Annotated in this window: 23 protein-coding genes, 1 tRNA gene and 1 pseudogene; 14 read left to right on the forward strand and 11 right to left on the reverse strand. The window is 65.0% G+C overall.

All coding sequences use genetic code 11. The features are described 5' to 3' along the window. Positions 1-21: 21 nt before the first annotated feature. Positions 22-405, forward strand: a complete 384-nt coding sequence (locus LZ586_RS05620) for a hypothetical protein (RefSeq protein WP_235078687.1) — start codon at positions 22-24, stop codon at positions 403-405. 96 nt (positions 406-501) lie between these two features. Continuing rightward, positions 502-1,254 (forward strand): leucyl/phenylalanyl-tRNA--protein transferase, encoded by a 753-nt coding sequence (gene aat / locus LZ586_RS05625; RefSeq protein WP_235078688.1) that lies wholly within the window; start codon positions 502-504, stop codon positions 1,252-1,254. Positions 1,255-1,289: 35 nt separating this feature from the next. Here the strand turns inward: aat and LZ586_RS18225 are convergent. From LZ586_RS18225 to LZ586_RS05650, 5 genes and pseudogenes are all read right to left on the reverse strand, one after another. Beyond that, positions 1,290-1,724 (reverse strand): annotated as a pseudogene (locus LZ586_RS18225) (DUF2155 domain-containing protein); the annotation flags it as partial. Further along, positions 1,721-2,113 (reverse strand): NADH:ubiquinone oxidoreductase subunit NDUFA12, encoded by a 393-nt coding sequence (locus tag LZ586_RS05635; RefSeq protein WP_235078689.1) that lies wholly within the window; start codon positions 2,111-2,113, stop codon positions 1,721-1,723. The gene LZ586_RS05635 and the pseudogene LZ586_RS18225, both read right to left, overlap by 4 nt. A 79-nt stretch (positions 2,114-2,192) precedes the next feature. After that, entirely contained in the window at positions 2,193-2,570 is a 378-nt protein-coding gene (locus tag LZ586_RS05640; RefSeq protein WP_413777318.1) for a DUF192 domain-containing protein, read from the reverse strand. A gap of 124 nt (positions 2,571-2,694) precedes the next feature. Further along, entirely contained in the window at positions 2,695-3,219 is a 525-nt protein-coding gene (locus LZ586_RS05645; RefSeq protein WP_235078690.1) for a cold-shock protein, read from the reverse strand. Between the two features lie 141 nt (positions 3,220-3,360). After that, positions 3,361-3,903 carry a regulatory protein RecX gene (locus tag LZ586_RS05650; RefSeq protein ID WP_235078691.1) on the reverse strand — a complete coding sequence of 181 codons (543 nt, stop codon included), beginning with the start codon at positions 3,901-3,903 and terminating at the stop codon, positions 3,361-3,363. A 118-nt stretch (positions 3,904-4,021) separates the two neighbouring features. On the opposite strand from LZ586_RS05650, the gene LZ586_RS05655 reads away from it, so the two are divergent. The 3 genes from LZ586_RS05655 to LZ586_RS05665 all read left to right on the forward strand — a co-directional run bounded on the left by LZ586_RS05655 (position 4,022) and on the right by LZ586_RS05665 (position 8,376). Continuing rightward, positions 4,022-5,791 (forward strand): fatty acyl-AMP ligase, encoded by a 1,770-nt coding sequence (locus LZ586_RS05655; protein WP_413777319.1) that lies wholly within the window; start codon positions 4,022-4,024, stop codon positions 5,789-5,791. A 103-nt stretch (positions 5,792-5,894) separates the two neighbouring features. Beyond that, positions 5,895-8,252, forward strand: coding sequence for a putative bifunctional diguanylate cyclase/phosphodiesterase (locus LZ586_RS05660; RefSeq protein ID WP_235078692.1), 2,358 nt, complete (start codon positions 5,895-5,897; stop codon positions 8,250-8,252). Positions 8,253-8,299: 47 nt separating this feature from the next. Further along, positions 8,300-8,376, forward strand: a tRNA-Trp gene (locus LZ586_RS05665). A gap of 166 nt (positions 8,377-8,542) precedes the next feature. Here LZ586_RS05665 and lysA read toward each other — a convergent pair. From lysA to LZ586_RS05685, 4 genes are all read right to left on the reverse strand, one after another. Further along, positions 8,543-9,817, reverse strand: a complete 1,275-nt coding sequence (lysA, locus tag LZ586_RS05670; protein WP_235079741.1) for a diaminopimelate decarboxylase — start codon at positions 9,815-9,817, stop codon at positions 8,543-8,545. A 63-nt stretch (positions 9,818-9,880) separates the two neighbouring features. Beyond that, the gene (locus LZ586_RS05675) at positions 9,881-10,195 is read right to left on the reverse strand and encodes a hypothetical protein (RefSeq protein WP_235078693.1); all 315 of its coding nucleotides are present in this window, start codon (positions 10,193-10,195) and stop codon (positions 9,881-9,883) included. Then, positions 10,192-10,710: an SAM-dependent methyltransferase gene (locus tag LZ586_RS05680; RefSeq protein WP_235078694.1), complete on the reverse strand. Its 519-nt coding sequence runs from the start codon at positions 10,708-10,710 to the stop codon at positions 10,192-10,194. Before LZ586_RS05680 ends, LZ586_RS05675 begins: the two co-directional genes overlap by 4 nt. Positions 10,711-10,733: 23 nt before the next feature. Further along, on the reverse strand, positions 10,734-10,997 hold the full coding sequence (locus LZ586_RS05685; RefSeq protein ID WP_235078695.1) for a hypothetical protein: 264 nt from the start codon (positions 10,995-10,997) through the stop codon (positions 10,734-10,736). A gap of 306 nt (positions 10,998-11,303) precedes the next feature. Here LZ586_RS05685 and LZ586_RS05690 point away from each other — a divergent pair, with 306 nt between their 5' ends. From LZ586_RS05690 to rplA, 7 genes are all read left to right on the forward strand, one after another. Beyond that, entirely contained in the window at positions 11,304-11,618 is a 315-nt protein-coding gene (locus LZ586_RS05690) for a DUF485 domain-containing protein (protein WP_235078696.1), read from the forward strand. Then, positions 11,615-13,234 carry a cation acetate symporter gene (locus LZ586_RS05695; protein ID WP_235078697.1) on the forward strand — a complete coding sequence of 540 codons (1,620 nt, stop codon included), beginning with the start codon at positions 11,615-11,617 and terminating at the stop codon, positions 13,232-13,234. Before LZ586_RS05690 ends, LZ586_RS05695 begins: the two co-directional genes overlap by 4 nt. A gap of 168 nt (positions 13,235-13,402) precedes the next feature. Further along, entirely contained in the window at positions 13,403-13,981 is a 579-nt protein-coding gene (locus LZ586_RS05700) for a YqaA family protein (RefSeq protein WP_235078698.1), read from the forward strand. A gap of 182 nt (positions 13,982-14,163) precedes the next feature. Continuing rightward, positions 14,164-14,361 carry a preprotein translocase subunit SecE gene (secE, locus tag LZ586_RS05705; protein WP_235078699.1) on the forward strand — a complete coding sequence of 66 codons (198 nt, stop codon included), beginning with the start codon at positions 14,164-14,166 and terminating at the stop codon, positions 14,359-14,361. 10 nt (positions 14,362-14,371) lie between these two features. After that, complete coding sequence (gene nusG / locus LZ586_RS05710) at positions 14,372-14,911, forward strand: transcription termination/antitermination protein NusG (RefSeq protein WP_235078700.1); 540 nt, start codon at positions 14,372-14,374, stop codon at positions 14,909-14,911. Positions 14,912-15,084: 173 nt separating this feature from the next. Next, positions 15,085-15,516, forward strand: a complete 432-nt coding sequence (gene rplK / locus LZ586_RS05715; protein ID WP_235078701.1) for a 50S ribosomal protein L11 — start codon at positions 15,085-15,087, stop codon at positions 15,514-15,516. A 4-nt stretch (positions 15,517-15,520) separates the two neighbouring features. Further along, positions 15,521-16,213, forward strand: a complete 693-nt coding sequence (gene rplA / locus LZ586_RS05720; protein WP_235078702.1) for a 50S ribosomal protein L1 — start codon at positions 15,521-15,523, stop codon at positions 16,211-16,213. 67 nt (positions 16,214-16,280) lie between these two features. On the opposite strand, the gene LZ586_RS05725 is transcribed toward rplA, so the two are convergent. Further along, entirely contained in the window at positions 16,281-16,844 is a 564-nt protein-coding gene (locus tag LZ586_RS05725; RefSeq protein WP_235078703.1) for a L,D-transpeptidase family protein, read from the reverse strand. 359 nt (positions 16,845-17,203) lie between these two features. Between LZ586_RS05725 and rplJ the strand changes: the two genes are divergently transcribed. Together rplJ and rplL are read left to right on the forward strand one after the other, a co-directional pair. Next, the gene (gene rplJ / locus LZ586_RS05730) at positions 17,204-17,719 is read left to right on the forward strand and encodes a 50S ribosomal protein L10 (RefSeq protein ID WP_235078704.1); all 516 of its coding nucleotides are present in this window, start codon (positions 17,204-17,206) and stop codon (positions 17,717-17,719) included. A 59-nt stretch (positions 17,720-17,778) separates the two neighbouring features. After that, positions 17,779-18,156 carry a 50S ribosomal protein L7/L12 gene (gene rplL, locus LZ586_RS05735; protein ID WP_231028463.1) on the forward strand — a complete coding sequence of 126 codons (378 nt, stop codon included), beginning with the start codon at positions 17,779-17,781 and terminating at the stop codon, positions 18,154-18,156. A gap of 236 nt (positions 18,157-18,392) precedes the next feature. On the opposite strand, the gene LZ586_RS05740 is transcribed toward rplL, so the two are convergent. Then, positions 18,393-18,830 carry a hypothetical protein gene (locus tag LZ586_RS05740; protein WP_235078705.1) on the reverse strand — a complete coding sequence of 146 codons (438 nt, stop codon included), beginning with the start codon at positions 18,828-18,830 and terminating at the stop codon, positions 18,393-18,395. Positions 18,831-19,537 lie beyond the last annotated feature (707 nt).

Genomic DNA, 19,537 nt, shown 5'->3' on the forward strand with positions numbered 1-19,537 from the left:
CTAAGGAAAGCAGCTCTCGTCATGAAGAACGCCTCCCTCTTTGCAGCCGCCGCCGCAACGCTCCTTTCGCTTGCGGCATGTAATAACAAGCCAGAGGAAGTGAGCAGCACCGCGCCCGATCCGATGGCGTCGCAGCTCGCCAACGCGGCTCCCGTAGAGCTTCCGCCGGCGATCGCGTCCAGCGTCACGCTGCGCTGCAACGACAACAGCCTCCTGTTTGTCGAGTTCTTCCAGGGCGACAAGCAGGTTCAGGTGAAGACTGAGAAGGCTGGCAAGGCCACCATGCTCAAGGCTCCCGAACCAGGTCAGCCTTATGTCGCCGAAGGCGGCTACAAGCTCACCGGCTCCCCGAAGAACGTCGATGTGTCGCTCCCCGGCGCCGGTTCCAAGAACTGCCACGCCTGATCACGCTGGCGGATCGGAAAACACAGGGCTCGCGGGCTATCCCGCGGGCCCTTTTTCGTGCGACGATGCGTCTCAGCAGCAGAGCCTGACGCTATCATGAGCCACCGCCAAGCCCCGCCGGCCGACCTGGACCCAGAATTGGTGCTGCGCGCCTATGCGATGGGCGTGTTCCCGATGGCGGATCATCGGTTGGCCTCCAGTGTCTATTGGGTCGAACCGAAGCTGCGCGGGGTGATGCCGCTCGACCGCTTCCACCTCTCGCGCTCGCTGCGCAAGACGATCCTCTCGGAACGGTTCCGCGTCACCGTCGACACCGAGTTCGAGCGCATCCTTCAGCTCTGCGCCGAAGCCGCGCAGGATCGCCCTGAGACCTGGATCAATGGTCCGATCGAGCGCGTCTTCTTGGATCTGCACCGCCGCGGCTTCGCCCACTCGATCGAGTGCTGGGATGGGGAGCGGCTTGCCGGCGGCCTGTACGGTCTGGCGCTGGGCCGCGCGTTTTTCGGCGAGTCGATGGTCACCCGGGTTCGAGACGCGTCGAAAGTCGCGTTCGCGCATCTGGTCGCCCGACTGAAAGCTGGCGGGTTCGATCTGCTCGACTGTCAGTTCCAGACCGAGCACCTCTCCTCGCTCGGCGCGGTGGAGATCAGCCGCGACGACTATGCCGCGTTGCTGAGCGGCGCACTCGGCGACGGCTCGGCGGGGCTCGCTTCTGGCGCGCCCCTGGTCGAGGGCGACTTCTTCGCACTCGACCGATTGCCCGCTCCCGAACCGGCGGTGGGAGCCGGTACGGTATTGGGACCGCTATCGCGGAACGTCATCGCGCAGCTTTTGGGCCAGACATCGTAGATCGGGTGCTGCACGACGTTCAGAGACGGCCGTTCCTTGTACAGCCAGCCCGAAAATACGCGCCGCCAGCTTCTGTCGAGCTGCAGCACATCGACTTGGATGAACGCGCCGGTTAGCTGGTCGGCCTCCCAAGGTGCCGTTCGCTCGCAAGCGCGCAGCCGCACGATCACGTCGCCGATCCGGCCCGCCTGCCCCGGCTTCAGCTTGAATTCGCGCGCCTCGCCATTGCGCTTGTTGAGGATGCCCAGCACCGCCACGCGCTCGTTCATCGGCGTGGCCGAGGCGTTCAATGTGCTGGTGCCCGCCTCGACCGACACGATTTCGGCCGCGCTCGTCGCGGCATCGCCCTCGCCACTGGTGATGACGAGATCGTCGGCAGCATTGTTGGCGACGTCATCGCCTTTGCCGCTGCATGCACCGAGCCCCAGCAGCAGCAGCAGCGCCGCTGCGCCTGCGGATCCGAGCCTCATGCGTCGGGGGTCCAAGCCTCGTAATCGCCGGTGGAACGTGCCCGATGCCCGCCCGCTTCAAGCGCGCCAGGAGGGCGATACGCAAGTTGGGTGCCCGTCCGGTTCGGCTCCCAAGGCTTTTCCCATTCGCGCTTCGGCGGCAGCGCCTGGTCGGGCGCTTCATCGATCTGATGATGCAGCCAGCTGAACCATTCGGGTGGGATGCGGCTTGCATCATTGGGACCGTTGTAGATCACCCAGCGCCGGATCAACCCATTCGGGTCCTTGCCGCCGCTGTAATAGATGTTGCCAAGCGAATCCTCGCCGATCTTGGACTTGCCACGCAGACCAAGCGAGGTACCGATGGTGGCGCCTTCCCACCAAGTGAAGATCGACTTCAATAGACCCATGCGCCGCCGATACTCCGGGATGTCGTGGCGGGCAACCGCCGATACGCGGTTCGACCCCGCCGCGCAGTGAGGGCGGGACTTATTTCCGCGCTGGCGTCCAACGAACCTTGTCGCCCACCGCGATACCAAGCTCGGCCGCCTTGCCGCCGTTGATCTCGAGCACCGAGGCGACGACTTCGCCCGACTTCACCGGCGTTTCCGAAAACGGCGCCACGCTGGCTGCAATCGCCGCTACGGTGCCGTCGCGCCGGATGAACAGGATGTCGAGCGGACTGGGCGTGTTCTTCATCCAGAAGCTCGCTTCGCGTGGCGGCCCTTCCGCCGGATAGGGAGTGAACAGCATGCCGCCATTGGCCGGTATCTCGGTACGGAACATCAGCCCGCGATCCTGCTGGGCGCGGGTGCGGGCGATCTCGACGCGGAACTGCCTCTGCCCGCCGCGCGTCTCAATCGTCACAAGCGTTTGAGCGGCCGCCGTCTGCGTATGTTGCGGCATGAACGCGCTGGCGCCGGCTGCTCCGCACGCGAGCGCTGCCCCCGTCGCAATCGTTACTGCCCATCGTCCGATGCGTGCCGGCAATTCAACCGATCCTTTCGATGGCCACGGCGAGCGGCCCTTTGTCGCTCTCGACGATCCTCGCACGCAGCGGCTGCCCCGGCTCGACCTCATCCAGTTGCCCGTACCGCAGTGTCTCCATGTGCACGAACACATCGGCCATGTCGCTGTCCCGCACTACGAAGCCATAGCCTTTCAGGCGGTTGAACCACTTCACGGTGACGTCGACGAAGGGGCTTGCTGTGTCGATCAGCTTGACACGGTCGACGCGGTCGCCCTGACGCTTAACCGGCTCGATCGCGTTGCTCAGGTCGATCGAACGGATTTCCTTGGCCTGCCATCCGCGCTGGCGCTGCACTGCGATGCAATCGACGCGCGCGCCCTCAGGCAGACTACGCCTGCCATGGTCCTGCAACACGCTGAAGTGGATCAGGATGTCCCCAACACTCGGGTCATCGGCGACCAGGAAACCGAAGCCGCGCGTTACGTCGAACCATTTAACCACGGCCCAGTACGCGACGCCTTCCGAATCGGCGCTGTGGGCCGTCAAGGAAACGCCAGAATCGACAGCCGCCGAACGAAAGACGCGCTCGTCACGTGGCGCAAGCTGTGGATCAGCACGCATTATTCTTATCCCCCCAGGGCCAACGATAACACAGCAGTTTCCTGGAATGGAACTGCTTTGTGTTTATCAGTCCCGATCGGAGACAAGCATCCATTCGACATCTTCTCCCGGTGCCATGCCGACGATCGTGCGCGACAGGTCCAGCCGGTGCCCCGCGCGTAGCATGGCGCCGAGCTGTTTTTCCCGAAGCGGGCGTTCGGCTTGCGTCGTGGCGAAAGGCCCGATCCGCTTGCGGCGGGCAAATGCGAGCGCGCTGGGTACTGCATCCGCTTCGACGATCGGGGCGACATGCTCAGCGTCCTCCCCCACGATGCCGGAATGGCGCAGCGCCTCGCCCACGCGCCGGCTGCCCAGGCCGCGACGCGCCATCGCGCCCGCCTTGGCTTCGGCGAACAGGCGGTCGTTGACATAGCCTAGTTCAGCCATGCGGTCGGCGATCTCGTCGGGCCGCGGCGGCCCGTCCTCGCCCCAGCCGCGCTCGCGCAGCTTCCGGCGCAGATAGTCCGCAAGCCGCGCCCGTGTCGTCGCAAATCGCTCGACATAACGAAGCGCGAGCCGTTCCAGGCTCGGATGGTCTAGTGGAGGGGGCTTGGCTCTGATACGGGGCATGCGTCATGATTGTGCCACACTAGCATCCGATTTTGAACGATAGTGCATAGCAGAGCCGACGCATTTAATGCGTGGCGGGGCGACAAGGTCTGCAGCATGCAGGGGCATGAGATAAAGAATGGATTTGGACGTTAAGGTATCGCTTGAGAGCCAGGCCGCGGCCGCAATGCTCGCCCCCACTGCTACTGAGGATGCTCTGCCGCGTCGTTTTGCGGACTTCGACACGCTCGGTGCGGCGCTGGACTATGCGGCCTCAGGTCGGCGCGGCCTGAACTTTCACGATGCGCGCGGCAATCTCGTGCGTCCCTACCCGTTTTCCGAGCTTCGCCAGGACGCGCTGCTCCAGGCCTATCGCCTGATCGCAGCCGGCGTGAAGCCACAGGATCGCATTGCTCTGGTGGCAGAAACGGGTGCGGAGTTCGCCTCGCTGTTCTTCGGCGTCATCTATGCCGGCGCATGGCCCGTGCCGCTTCCGCTGCCGACCAGCTTTGGGGGCGCGCAGTCCTATATCGACCAGCTGCGCGTCCAGCTCGACAGCTGCGATCCCAGCATGCTGATCTATCCGCCCGAGATCGGCGCGATGTGCGCAGAGGCTGCGCACCTGTCGGATGTCGCCGGCATCGACTGGTCGGAGTTCAGCACCCGTACCGCTTTGGAGACCGCGCTGCCCCAGGCGAACAGCGGCGACATTGCCTATCTGCAGTATTCCAGCGGTTCGACGCGCTTCCCGCATGGTGTGGCGATCACGCATCACGCGCTGCTCAACAACCTGTCGGCGCACAGCCACGGCATGCAGCTGGAGGAAACCGACCGCTGCGTCTCGTGGCTGCCATGGTACCACGACATGGGGCTGGTCGGCTGTTTCCTCTCGGTCGTCGCCAACCAGGTCTCGACCGATTACCTGAAGACCGAGGACTTCGCCCGGCGCCCGCTCGCCTGGCTCGACCTCATCAGCCGCAACACCGGCACCACGCTCTCCTACTCGCCTACCTTCGGCTACGATATCTGCGCCCGCCGGATGTCGAGCCAGACGCGTGTGTCCGAACGGTTTGACTTGTCGCGCTGGCGCGTGGCCGGCAACGGTGCGGACATGATCCGTCCCGACGTGATGCAGTCCTTCGTGGATGCGTTTGCCGATGCCGGGTTCAAGGCGAGCGCCTTCCTGCCCAGCTACGGCCTGGCCGAAGCCACCTTGGCCGTGTCGATCATGCCCCCGGGCGAAGGCATCATCGTTGAGCTGGTCGAGGAAACGCAGCTTTCCGGCGGCAGCGAGCGTGCCGGGCGGCCGCAGCGTTTCCGCGCCATCGTCAATTGCGGCAGGCCCGTGAAGGACATGGAAGTCGAAGTCCGCGAAGAGGATGGCACCCCCCTTCCGGAAAAGGCGATCGGCAAGGTCTGGTGCCGCGGCCCCTCGGTCATGGTCGGCTATTTCCGTGACCCTGAGTCGACGGACGCCTGCATGAAGGATGGTTGGCTCGATACTGGCGATATGGGCTATATCTCGGAAGGGTATGTCTACATCGTCGGCCGGGCGAAGGACATGATCATCGTCAACGGCCGGAATCATTGGCCCCAGGATATCGAATGGGCCGTGGAGCAGCTGCCCGGGTTCAAGCAGGGGGACATCGCTGCCTTTGCGATCACCACGCCCGGCGGCGAAGAGACGCCGGCGGTGCTCGTCCAGTGCCGCACCTCCGATGAAAAGGAGCGCGTCCGGCTTCGTGACGAGATCCGCGAGCGCGTCCGCTCGGTCACCGGCATGAACTGCGTCATCGAGCTCGTCCCGCCGCGTACGTTGCCCCGCACCAGCTCCGGCAAGCTCAGCCGGGCGAAGGCGCGCAACCTGTATCTGAACGGTGAGATCAAGCCCTACGACATCGCCGCCTGACGGGCGCCACCCGGCGCTATCCTGCAATCAAAGTGATGCAAAAAAAGCCCGCTTTGACGGCGAATTCAACTTATCGCTAACCACCCGCGGCTAGGGTCGACGGGTGACTAGCCAGATCTCCTCCCAGTTCGCCCGGCCGCATATCGACGCGCGCGCCTTGCTCGGCCTCCGCGACCCGGCCGACACGACCAATTGGGGGCCGATCCGGGCCGCCCAGCTGCATGCCGGCAGCCAGCTTGCACTGTTTATGCTCGCTGCCAATCTGGTCGGTGCCGCGCTGATTACCCTGCTGCTCGCGCCGCTCGTCCCGCTGTGGCAGCTCGCCACTTGGTCCGCGCTGGTTGCAGCGGTCAGTTGCACCGTGACGTTTCGCCGTCTGTCCAAACGGAACCGCGACGCCGTCACCGCTGAGCTCAAGGAAGTTCGCGACACCTTCTACGAAGGCGCGGCGCTCGGGCTGATCTGGGCCGTCCTCCCCATCGCCTATGGCTACCGGGCCGATGCGCAGGCCGCACTGGGCCTGTGGATCATCCTGTCCCTGATCATGACCGCGTCGGCGGTGGCCATGGCGGCGCTTCCTCTGGCCACCATCACCTTCGTGTCGAGCATCGGGGTGGCGATCAGCGTCACGCTGCTGCGGATCGCTTCGCCCGTGCTGGCTGCTGCTGCTGCGTTGTTCACGGTGCTGCTCGTCATGGCCACACTGGTCCGCGGGAAATCGCTGGTCGTGATCCGGGCGAACGAGATCGCCTTGGCAGAGCGCGACGAGACCGTCAGCCTGCTGCTGCGCGAATTCGAGGAAAGCGGATCGGACTGGCTCTGGGAAATCGACGCCCAGCGCCGGATCGCCCGGGCCAATCCGCGTTTCGCGGTGTCGCTCGGGGTCGATCCGATCACCATGAACGGCATGCCCTTCCTCCAGCTCCTGGCCGGCCCGACCTGGGAAGCCGGCAACTTCTCCGCCGGCCTGCGCGCGCTCGCAGAGAAGCTCAAGAGCCGCGAAGCGTTCCGCGATCTCCTGCTACCCGTCTTCGTCGACGGCGAAGAGCGCTGGTGGCAGATGTCGGCCTCGCCGCGTTTCGATGAACGCGGCGCGTTCTGCGGATTTCGCGGAGTCGGCTCGGATGTCACCGAGCAGCGCCAATCGACCGACAAGATCAACAAGATGGCGCGGTTCGACACGCTCACCGGCCTGCCCAACCGCCTGCTGATCAATGAAACGCTGCAGCGCGCGATGCAGGAAGCGGAGAAATGGGGCTCGCGCTGCGCGTTCATGATGATCGATCTGGATCGCTTCAAGGCCGTCAACGACACGCTGGGCCACCCTGTCGGCGACCGGCTGCTCGGGCGCGTTTCCGAACGGCTACAGACGCTGGTGAATGAGAACGAGATGATCGGTCGCCTCGGCGGCGACGAGTTCGCGGTGGTCGTTCGCGACGCCACGGACACCGCCCGTACCGAGCGGCTCGCCCACACCATCATCGACGTCCTTTCGCGCCCATATGAAGTCGATCAGCACACGCTTTACATCGGAGCATCGGTGGGCGTCGCGATCGGACCGCGCGACGGCCGCAGCGCCGAGATGCTGATCCGGTCGGCCGATCTTGCACTCTACCGCTCCAAGGACGCGGGCGGCGGCGTATATCATGCCTATGAGCCGCAGCTGCACGTCGTCGCCGAGGAACGGCGCGTGCTGGAGATCGCGCTTCGCGCCGCGCTCGAGAATGGCGAGATGCATCTCAATTATCAGCCGGTGGTGAACGCCGCGAGCGGCCAACTCACCGGCTTCGAGGCGCTGCTGCGCTGGACCCATCCCGAACTCGGCAACATCTCTCCGGCCAAGTTCGTACCGCTGGCAGAGGAAGCACGGCTGATCGCGCCGATCGGCGAATGGGTGCTGCGCACCGCCTGCGACGAGGCGGCGCGCTGGGACCTGCCCGTCCGAGTCGCGGTCAATGTCAGCCCCGAACAACTGCACAACCCGGCCTTCGTATCGGTCGTGGCGCAGGCACTCGCCCAATCCGGGCTGCCGCCGGAGCGGCTCGAACTCGAAGTGACCGAAAGCGTATTCATGCGCGAAGGCACGCAGGCGCTTCAGGTGCTCGAACGCATTCTCGATCTGGGCGTCCGCCTCAGTCTCGATGATTTCGGAACCGGCTATTCGTCGCTCGGCTATCTCGCGCACACTCGGTTCAGCTCGATCAAGATCGACCGCAGCTTCGTTCAGGGTGCTTCCAGGGGAACCAAGGAAGCCATCGCCATCATCCGCGCGGTGGTCGCACTCGCCGACAGCCTCGGCATGGCTACCACGGCCGAGGGCGTCGAGACGGAGGAGGAGCACCACATGGTCCAGCAGCTCGGCTGCTCGAAGGTGCAAGGCTATTATTTCGGGCGCCCGCTCCCTGTCCAGGAGGCCCGCGTTCTGGCGATGCGGCAAGTCGGCGGCAGCGTGGCTGCATGATCGCTCTTGCCCAGCGTGCCGCGGCTCGCTAATGCCACGACCCGCACAGGGGCGTAGCTCAGCTGGTTAGAGCGTCGGTCTCCAAAACCGAAGGCCCTCGGTTCGAATCCGAGCGCCCCTGCCATTCGATGTCGTTCCCATAATGTGGACGATCGAAGGCGTGTTGTTTCTTCGCCTCCACACGGCTTCTCCCAGGCCCCGCGAGGATCTGCTCGTCCTCCACATGACGAACGTGTTTTCAGCCGCCCGGGCTGAAGATAGGCCTTAGGCCCGGCAGCATCACGACGGCTTCAGGCGGGCGCGTGTTCCACAAGCCAATTCGGCAAGTGCTGACGCAGCAATGCCTGGCCCTGCTCCACGCGATCCGCGACCACGCTGTACCTGTCTCCGTCGACAAGCACCTCGGGCACCAGTGCGCGGCTGTTATAGGTCGAAGCCATTGAGGCTCCGTAGGCACCCACAGTATGGAAAACCGCCAGGTCACCGCGCGTCACGGCATCGATCGACCGCGCCTTGGCGAAGGTGTCGCCGCTTTCGCACACGGGCCCTGCGACATTCGCGCCGAACTGGTGACGGGTCGGCCGCACGGCGGCGAAATGGTGATAGGCATCGTAGAGGGCCGGCCGGGCGAGATCGTTCATCGCGGCATCGACGATGACATGCGGGCACTCGGCGCCCGGCTTCACCCAAATCACGCGGGTGAGGAGCACGCCGGCGGCTGCCGCGATCAGCCGGCCCGGCTCGAACATCAAGGTGACGTCCCAATCTCGGGTCACCCGCTGAACCATCGCGCCATAGGCTGCCGGTGCCGGAAAGTGTTCGGCGCTGTGATACGCCACGCCCAGCCCGCCGCCAAGGTCGACATGGGTGACGGAATGACCTTCCGCACGCAACGCGCGTACAAAGGCGCCAGCCGCTCGATAGGCATCTTCCAGCAGGGCGAGATCGCCGATCTGGCTGCCGATGTGGAGCGCTATCCCTCGAAGATCCAGCCCAGGCAACTGCGCCAGGCGGCGATACACGGCGCCTGCCTCGCCGACCGGTACCCCGAATTTGTTGGCGCTCCGGCCGGCCGATATCTTCGGGTGCGTGCCTGCCGCTACGTCGGGATTGATCCGCAACACGGCACAAGCGCGCTTTCCCCGCGCCTGTGCCAGCGACGAGAGAAGCACGCCTTCCGCTTCGAGCTCCAGATTGAACTGCCCGACTCCGGCATCCAGTGCCGCGATCATCTCGCCATCGGTCTTGCCGACTCCGGAAAACATCATGTCTTCCGCCCGCATCCCCCCGGCAAGCGCCTGACGCATTTCGCCGTCGGACACGATGTCTGCGCCAAAGCCTTCATTGCCCAGCAGGTGCAGCACGGCGACGTTGGGGTTCGCCTTGACCGCAAACGCGATGTGCTTGCGCGCTATGCCGTGCAGCCCCGCGCGGAACTCGCGGGCAGCGGCCCGCAGCGCCCCAGCCGAATAGACATAGACTGGCGTCCCGACATCCTGCGCCACCTCGGCAAGCGACACATTTTCGGCGTGCAGTATCCCGCTTTGATCGTGGAAGAAGCGCATATCGGTCTCCGAACCTGCCATCTTCGTCCGTCGCGGAGCACGCGCGGCGGCGGCGATGGCGGCCTAGTGGTGATGGCGGGCGTGGCGCATGTCCCGGCGCCGGGTCGGCGAAAGCCGTGCGCGTTCGGCACCCTGCCGGCTAGGCAGCGGCTGTGGCCGCCTGCCAGCGCCCAGGCTCCGCCAGGCGGTCGGAAGGCGCTCGCCTTGGATGACGAGCACGGCACCGGCCATGTACAAGAGGAAGGCCACCAGCCCGAGCGAGATGCTCAGGCCCGGCAGCTCGGCCAACACACCGGCACTCGAGGCGAGCCCAAGCCCGGCGGCAGCGGCGAACAGAGCAACGCCGCCCAAGCGCCAACGCAGATCCCGCTTGGTCACCCGCGCCGCCCCGTCCCGAGGCTGCACGCGCCATCGTCGATCAGGACATGACGCCCGCATCGCCGCAGCGCCTGAAGCATCCCGCCCTCTTCAAAAGCCAGGGAGCGGCGCCAGAGCACGATGTCGGCTGGAAATTCCGCTTCGTGCTCCAGTGCCATTCCCACGTCTTCCACGTCGAAGCTCAGGCCGATCGCCGGCTCGTGGAGCCGCGCTGCGGCGGCACGCGCGCGCCCGATCAGTTGCGGCACGCCATCGATGCCTCGGCCCTCCACCGCCGTGAAACCCAGCGCGCGCGCGTACCTCGCGGCGTGGATCAGCAGGCATCCGGCGCCGCAATCCAAGTCCACGATGCGGACGCTGTGGCGGCCTGCCTCGTGCAAATCTTCAAGCGCTTGTTTGATCCCCGCTGCGCGACTGTCCTGCGCAGGGAACCCACGAAGGTGGTCTGCTTGCTGCTTCGGCCGGACGGAAAGTGGGCGCCGGCGACGCGCCACGGGGGCTATATTCGCGATCATCTGAAACTCCTGGAGGCTAAGGCTCAGGCGGCGCGTGCCATCGCCCGCTCGTCCGCACCTACCGGCGTGAACGGGACGTGCGGCACGAGCGGGCTGGCGGACACGACGACCTCAGCGTGGAAGGCGTGCCGTTCGGCGCGCGCGAACCCCATGGCCGCTGCGAAGGAGACGAACCGCCCCTCCATTTGCCCGTTGCTTTCCTGAACCAGCCAATGGCCGGCGACATCCTGACCTACAAAGAATATCGAGCCGCGTTGGTCGGGCTCCGGATCGTTGATCGACGCCACTTGGGACGCTCCTGATATTGTTGCACAGGCACGGCTGACTCGAACGCGTTAGCGCAGGCAGGCTAAGGCCATGCCCCGTGCGAGTGGGTTCGGGTTTCCATGCAGGCGGGATTTATGCCCTGCCGCATAGCAATTCGATGTCGGGGCCCGTTATTCGGCGTAGGATTTGCGTTAGTTTTCGCCTGACCGGCGGCATGGATCTGTGCCGCCGCTCCACCAGCGGGCGGGCGCAGTTCAACAATCGCTTGCCTTCCAGCCTGCTGCCTGCCGTTATGCCTTCGCTCGCTGATGAAGGGGAACAGCTAGATGGCGCCGACCGAGTCCAGCCTGACCGAGCTGACCGACAACCCACGATATCAGCGGCTTGTGCGTAGGCGCGGAAGGCTCGGCTGGATACTCACGGCGCTGATGCTCGTCACCTATTTCGGCTTCATCCTGCTGGTCGCCTTTGCCAAGCCGTTGCTCGCGCAGCCGATCGCGGGCGGCGCCACCACGCTTGGCATACCATTGGGGTTGGGCGTGATCCTCGTCGCGCTCGCACTCACCGGCTTCTATGTCCGGCGCGCCAATACCGAATTCGACCCCGAAGTGGCGGCGCTCGGTCGCGAGGTTCGACCATGAGCGGCGCGACCAACTGGCCCGCCATCGCCATGTTCGCCGCTTTCGTGGCGATCACCTTGGCAATCACGCGTTGGGCCGCCCGCCGCACGCGGACGGCCGCCGATTTCTACGCCGCAGGCGGCGGCATCACCGGCTTCCAGAACGGCCTCGCCATTGCCGGAGACTTCATGTCCGCGGCGTCCTTCCTGGGGATCTCCGCGCAGATCTATGCCGATGGCTATGACGGCCTGATATACTCGATCGGCTTTCTGGTGGGTTGGCCCATCGTGCTGTTCCTGATCGCCGAACGACTGCGCAACCTCGGCCGCTACACCTTTGCCGATGTGGCATCCTTCCGGTTCGCGCAAACTCCGGTCCGCTGTCTGGCCGCCGCATCGACCCTGCTCGTGGTGCTGTTCTACCTCATTGCTCAGATGGTCGGCGCCGGGCAGCTCATCCGGCTGCTGTTCGGACTACCCTATCCCTATGCGGTGGCGATCGTCGGCGTCATGATGACGCTCTACGTCCTCTTCGGCGGAATGATCGCCACCACCTGGGTACAGATCGTCAAGGCGGTCCTGCTGCTAGGAGCGGCGAGCTTCATCGCCGCCGCCGTGTTGTGGCGCTTCGGCTTCTCGCCCGAGGCACTGTTCGCCCGCGCCGTAGAAGTGAAGACCTCGGCGGCGCTAGCCTCCGGCGCATCCCCGGCGGAGGCACAAGCGGCAGGCCGCAGCATCATGGGTCCGGGCGGCTTCATCAAGGATCCGGTGTCCGCGATCTCGCTCGGCCTCGCACTGATGTTCGGCACCGCGGGGCTGCCCCACATCCTCATGCGCTTCTTCACCGTGCCCGACGCAAAGGCTGCCCGGACCTCGGTGCTCTGGGCGACGGGCTGGATCGCCTATTTCTACATCCTCACCTTCGTGATCGGCTTCGGCGCAATCGTGCTGGTGGCAACGGACCCGTCCTATCTGGAAGTGGGCGGCGCGATCCGTGGCGGAGGGAACATGGCCGCGATCCATCTCAGCCACGCAGTCGGCGGTGATCTCTTCCTCGGCTTCGTCTCGGCGGTCGCGTTCGCGACGATCTTGGCGGTTGTGGCCGGCCTCACTCTGTCCGGCGCATCGGCGGTGAGCCATGACCTGTATGCCAGCGTCTTCCGCCGCGGCCGCACCGATCAGGCGGCGGAGCTTCGAGTGTCGCGCGCGACCGTGCTCGTGCTTGCGGCCGTGGCGATTGCCTTGGGGATCGTGTTCGAAAAGCAGAACGTCGCCTTCATGGTGTCGCTCGCCTTTGCGCTGGCCGCATCCGCCAACTTCCCGGTGCTGATCATGTCGCTGCTTTGGCGAGATTGCACCACCAAGGGAGTCGTGGCAGGCGGAAGCGTCGGGCTGACGCTCGCACTGGGGCTGACGATCCTGTCGCCGGCGGTGTGGGTTGCCGTGCTGGGCAATGCTCAGGCTGTTTTCCCTTATGGTTCGCCGGCGCTCTTCTCGATGCCGGCCGCTTTCCTGACGATTTGGCTCGTGTCGCTGCTGGACAGGAGCGGACGCGCGGCGGTCGATCGCGGCGGATACCTCGCGCAGCGCATTCGGTCGGAAACCGGAATAGGCGCGGAGAAGGCCAGCGCCCACTAGGGTGCGATTGTCGACGAACCTCTGAGGCTGGCGAGCCCACGCTGCCAGCCTCTTCCCACGGGCACGCCTCGCTGCCATAGGCGGTGCAACGCATTCCGCACCGTCGCATCCACCTTCCGCGCCTGCGGATGGGCGCGGCGGGCCCCGCCGATCTGCTCCGGAGTTCCGATGTTCCGCGCCTTGTACGACTGGGTCCTGCGCTTGGCGCATCATCGCCATGCCATGCGCAGCCTTGCCGCGGTGTCGTTCGCGGAAAGCAGCTTCTTCCCCATCCCGCCAGACGTGATGATGGTGCCGATGGTGCTCGCGCGCCGCGACCAGGCGTACCGCATCGCTGCGGTGTGCACGATCGCATCGGTGATCGGCGGCATGTTCGGCTACGCGATCGGCTATTTCCTGCTGGAAAGCGTCGGCCAGTGGGTCATCAACCTCTACCATATGCAGGACAAAGTCGGTCAGTTTCAGGCGATGTATGGCCAATATGGCGCGGCCATCATCCTGCTGAAGGGGCTGACGCCGATCCCGTTCAAGCTGGTGACGATCGCCAGCGGAATCGCCAAGTTCAACTTCCCGCTGTTCGTGATCCTCGCTGCCATCACTCGAGGCGCTCGCTTCTTCATCATCGCCGCGCTCCTCAAGCGGTTCGGCGAGCCGGTCCAGGCGTTCATCGAAAAGCGGCTGAACTATTTTGCATGGGGGTTCCTGATCCTCCTCGTCGGCGGGTTTGCGGCGCTGGCCTTTCTCTGATCAAGTCGCGCTCGGTCCGCACGCCCTCTTCTCCCGCGGCGTCTTGCTTTTTCCCGATCACCTCGCTAGGTACGCAACCCAATCCGACAGCGTGATGGGAAACCGCCGGCTCCTCTCGAAGGACCCGGCAGCGGACCCATGCCTCGCTTTAGGAACAAAGTTTGAAGCGAGGATAGCCACCGGTGGCCAAGACCAGTCCCGTCGAATTCGTGAAGCAGGTCCAGGCCGAGACCAAGAAGATCGTGTGGCCATCGCGTCGCGAGACGGTGATGACCGGCGTCATGGTCATGATTATGACCACGATGCTCGGCGCGTTCTTCTTCGGCGTCGACGCCATGTTCGACGCGATCGTGCGCTTCCTCCTCAGCCTCGCGAAATAAGGAAAAACAAATGTCGCGCTGGTACATCATTCACGCTTATTCGGGTTTCGAAGGCAAGGTTCGCGACCAGATCATGGCCGACGCCACGCGCCTCGGCCTGGACCGGCTGGTCGATGCGGTCGAGGTTCCGACCGAGACCGTCACCGAGGTTCGCCGCGGCAAGAAGGTGCAATCGGAACGCAAGTTCTTCCCGGGCTATGTGCTCGCAAAGCTCGAGATGAACGACGACGTCTATCACCTCGTGAAGAACACACCCAAGGTGACGGGCTTCCTTGGTTCCTCGGGCAAGCCGCAGCCGATCAGCGAGGCCGAAGCCGCGCGCATCCTGAACACCAAGGATGAGGCCGCAGCCGCTGCGCCCAAGGCGAAGCTCAAGGTCGATTACGACATTGGCGACACCGTCCGCGTCATCTCGGGCAACTTCGCGACCTTCTCGGGCGTCGTCGAGGAACTCGACTACGACAAGAGCCGTGCAAAGGTGTCGATCTCGATCTTCGGCCGCGCGACTCCGTTGGAACTCGGCTTCGAAGACGTCGAGCGCGTGAAGTAAAAACAGGTCTTTGGCCTGAACTTTCCTAACTTCGGTGGGAGAGCGAGGGCAAAGTCGGGGCGAAAGCCCCCAGTAGCAGGCGTACCCCGCGGGAGGCGGTCTTCGGATCGTCGCTTGCACCGCTAAACTTGAACGGACGCGGTTTCGGCCCGTCCTCTACAGAGTGAGTGAAAATGGCAAAAAAGATTACCGGCTATATCAAGCTGCAGGTGCCGGCCGGCGCCGCCAACCCTTCGCCCCCGATCGGCCCTGCTTTGGGTCAGCGCGGCGTGAACATCATGGAATTCTGCAAGGCGTTCAACGCGTCGACCGGTGACCAGGAAAAGGGCACGCCCCTTCCCACCGTCATCACCGTCTATGCGGACCGCTCCTTCTCGTTCGAGACCAAGACGCCCCCGGCGACGTATCTCCTGAAGAAGGCCGCCAACCTCAAGTCGGGCTCGAAGGAGCCGGGCAAGGTTTCCGCGGGCACCATCAAGCGTTCGGCCGTCGCTGCGGTTGCCGAAGCGAAGATGAAGGACCTGAACGCCAACGATATCGAGGCGGCCACGAAGATCATCGAGGGCTCGGCCCGCGCGATGGGTCTTCAGGTCGTGGAGGGCTGAACCGATGAGCAAGCTGACCAAGAAGCAGAAGACCTGGGCGATCGACAGCGAGAAGCTGCACGGCGTCGATGAAGCGATCGCGCTGGTGAAGTCCAACGCAACCAGCAAGTTCGACGAGACCGTCGAAGTCGCGCTGAACCTGGGCGTCGATCCGCGCCACGCCGACCAGATGGTCCGCGGCGTGGTGACCCTGCCCAAGGGCACCGGCAAGACCGTTCGCGTCGGCGTGTTTGCCCGCGGCGCGAAGGCCGAGGAAGCCACGGCTGCCGGCGCGGACGTCGTCGGTGCCGAGGACCTGATGGAAGCCATCCAGGGCGGCAAGATCGACTTCGATCGCTGCATCGCCACCCCGGACATGATGGGCCTCGTCGGCCGCCTCGGTAAGGTTCTGGGTCCCAAGGGCCTGATGCCGAACCCGAAGCTCGGCACCGTGACCATGAACGTCGCTGCCGCCGTCGAAGCCGCCAAGGGCGGTCAGGTCGAGTACCGCGTCGAAAAGGCCGGCATCATCCACTCCGGCATCGGCAAGGCATCGTTCCCGGCTGAGGACCTGCGCGCGAACTTTGACGCTCTGGTTGACGCCGTGGTCAAGGCCAAGCCGACCGGCGCCAAGGGCAAGTACCTCAAGAAGGTCGCGCTCTCGTCGTCGATGGGCCCGGGCGTGAAGGTCGACACGGCGGAAGTCGCCGCGGTCTGATCCTTCGCAGGACCTGAATCAGAAAGGGCCGGGAGCGATCCCGGCCCTTTTCTTTTGTCTCAGTAGCTTAGCTGTAGAATTGCGGCAGCCAGTTGCGCGTCACCGTCACCCGGTCGCCCAGCTTGGCCGACCGGAACAGCAAGGCGGCGAACTCGTCGGGCAGGCCGATACAGCCATGCGTGGCATAGCGGTTGTCGACCGTGTCGCCGCTGCCGTGGAGCGCGATCCCCGTCCAGGTGAGCCTCAGCATGTACGGCATCGGCGCATTGTAGAGATTGGAGACGTGATCGCGATCCTTCTCCAGGATCTTGAACGATCCCAGCGGCGTCGGCTTGTCGTCGTTGCCGTAGATCAGGATCGTGCGTCCGATCTCTACGCCGCCGCGATAAACGTACAGCCGGTCCCGAGCCACGTCCGCGACGATCTCCAGACGGCCGGCAGCCGCACGCGCGGGCTCCCAGAGATACTCTCCCGGCTCCAGATCGGCATCGGGGGCCAGTATCTCGGTAACGATCGGCCCCTGCCCGGCCAGCGCGGGTCTCGCCAGGAACAGCGGCGACAACAGGGTCAGCAGAACAAGCAGGCGGGCTGCTCGGCGAAGGGAGGCGAGAAGCGGGTGTGACTGCATCATGACCCGGGATATTGCCGCTGTTTCGCCGTCTGCCCACCCCCCGATTCCAGCTGTGCCGGCGGGGCACAGGGGCGAGACCCGTTAACCCGGCGCAAAGCCGGAGAATCGGTTGACTTCTGATCCCGCGAGTGTAAGTGCGCGGCTTCGCCTGGGTGCTTGCGCCCACGGCGTTCCGTCCGAGACAGCGAGTGACCGGAATATGCCGGTCTTAATTTCTCGCCAAGACGGGGACAGATTTTCACGGAGTTCCTTCACTGGAGCTTCCGGGTCATGCCAGGGTTTACTCTCCGGCTGACGATCGTGCCCCTCGGACTTGTGTAACCGGAGCCCTTACAGGCTTCATTAACGAGGAGACCGGCATGGATCGTTCCCAGAAGGCTGACGCCGTTGCCGAGCTGAATCGCACCTTTAACGAAGTTGGCGTGGTGGTTGTCACCCGCAACCTCGGGATGACCGTCAAGCAGTCGACGGACCTCCGCAACAAGATGCGCGACGCCGGTGCGAGCTATAAGGTCTCGAAGAACAAGCTTGCCAAGATTGCCGCAGAGGGCACCGACTATTCGGTGATCTCGGACCTGCTGACGGGTCCGACGGCGCTCGCCTCTTCCGCCGATCCCGTGGCTGCGGCCAAGGTCATCGCGGAATTCGCCAAGACGAACGACAAGCTCGAAATCGTCGGCGGAGCAATGGGCGCGACGCTGCTTGATGTGGAGGGCGTGAAGGCGCTCGCGACGATGCCGTCGCTGGATGAACTGCGTGCCAAGATCGTGGGGCTCATCGTTGCTCCCGCGACCAAGATCGCAACCATCACCCAGGCGCCGGCCGCGCAGATTGCGCGCGTCCTTTCGGCATATGCGGAGAAGGAAGCCGCCTAAGCGGCCCCTTCCTTCGAGACCAATATTCAACAACCTATCTGATTTGATTGGAGTTTATCATGGCTGACCTTAACGCAATCGTCGACCAGCTGTCCGAGCTGACCGTTCTCGAAGCAGCCGAGCTGTCGAAGCTGCTCGAAGAGAAGTGGGGCGTCTCGGCCGCTGCTGCCGTTGCAGCTGCTCCGGCCGCTGGCGGCGGCGCCGCTGCTCCGGCTGCTGAAGAGCAGACCGAGTTCGACGTGATCCTCACCGGCGACGGTGGCAAGAAGATCAACGTCATCAAGGAAGTCCGCGCGATCACCTCGCTCGGCCTGACCGAAGCCAAGGCGCTCGTCGAAGGCGCTCCGAAGCCGGTCAAGGAAGGCGTGTCGAAGGACGAAGCCGAGAAGATCAAGAAGCAGCTCGAAGAAGCCGGCGCGACCGTCGAGGTCAAGTAAGCTTCTTCTGCTTCACGGCAGACGAAATGGAGAGGGCGGCCCGGCAACGGGCCGCCCTTTTCTTATGGCGCCAGATCTATTCGGCGCCCCCGAGATGGCGCGACCTTCCGAGGCCGAGCACAGGCGTCGCCTCAAGATGAGGCTCAAGCGCTTCAAAAAGAGCCCGGATGTTCCTGGAAAGCACGTCAGCCAACGACGGACACGCAGCGCCTCCAATAATAGCATCGATCCGCGACCTACGCGGCGGCAACCTGGCGCGGCAGGTACCGGGTGGCTGCGAGCGGCGCGCTCGTCGGCCGTTCCAGCCAGATCGGCCCGAGCTTGGGCCCCTGCCCCGCCGTTCCGACCATGAAGTCGGCACCAAACCGCCGGATCGAGATCCCCGCGCGCCAGCGCAGATCGATCAGTACCATCGGCACGAACATCGGCCGTCCTGCGGCCTGCACGATGTGCAGCGCATCCCGCGGCAGGGCAAGGCGCACCGGCAGGCGCCCACCCGCGCCAGCGGCGAGATCGAACGCCGGCACTGCGCTGTCGCCCAACATCGTGGCGGCATGGAAGCTGGCGGCGTGGCGGTCCTGATCGGGGCTGGCACTGATCAGTGCTAGCTGGACGCGGACGTTCTCCGCGGCCTCCACCTGGCGGTTGCCGATCAGCAGTTCGAGTTCCAGCACCAGGTCCTCAGACGTGAAATCCAGTCGCTGTGGCCGCGCAACGATCTCGAAGGGTTCGGCGCTCGCCGGCGGGGCTGCGGGCGCTGGCTGAGGGCTGGGCGCTGGTACAGGCTTCCTGGCGACCGGACGTACCGGGGGAACGCGAACCGGATCGCGTACAGGCGCGCTTGGAAGAATGGGCGCGGGCTCGGCTTCGACGGGCACTTCATCCGCCTCCCGCCTCCGCAAAACCAGACGATAGACGCCAAATGCCAGCCCCGCCCCGGCGGCCCCCACCAATGCCCATAACCACGCCGGCCAACCCCCGGCAGGCGGCGCTGAAGGGGCAGGCGTTGCGACCGCTTCCGGCGTTGCAACGGGCACCTGCGGTGCGGCAGCCACAGACTCGGGCGTAGGGACAACAGTCGGGACAGCTGGCGACGGGGTCACGGCCGCAGGGCTCGACGCCCGCGGCTCAGGCGTTCGGACAGGCTGCGGGGCCCGGCGTTCCTGCGCAGGTGCCGCAGCGGCAGGGCTCGGCGCAGGTGTCGGGCTGGGGACGGGTGTAGGCGTCGGAGTAGGCCGAGGCGGCGCGAGACTGAAGCGTTCCGGCACCACGCCGGGCAGGGTCGTCTCCGAACTGGGCGGGGTAGCGGGCACCGGAACGTCCTGAGCCCATAGCGGCCCCGCGGCACTCACCAGCCCGGCAGCGATCGCCCGCAACGATG

Source organism: Sphingomonas sp. S2-65 (assembly GCF_021513175.1).
Classification (GTDB): Bacteria; Pseudomonadota; Alphaproteobacteria; order Sphingomonadales; family Sphingomonadaceae; genus Sphingomonas.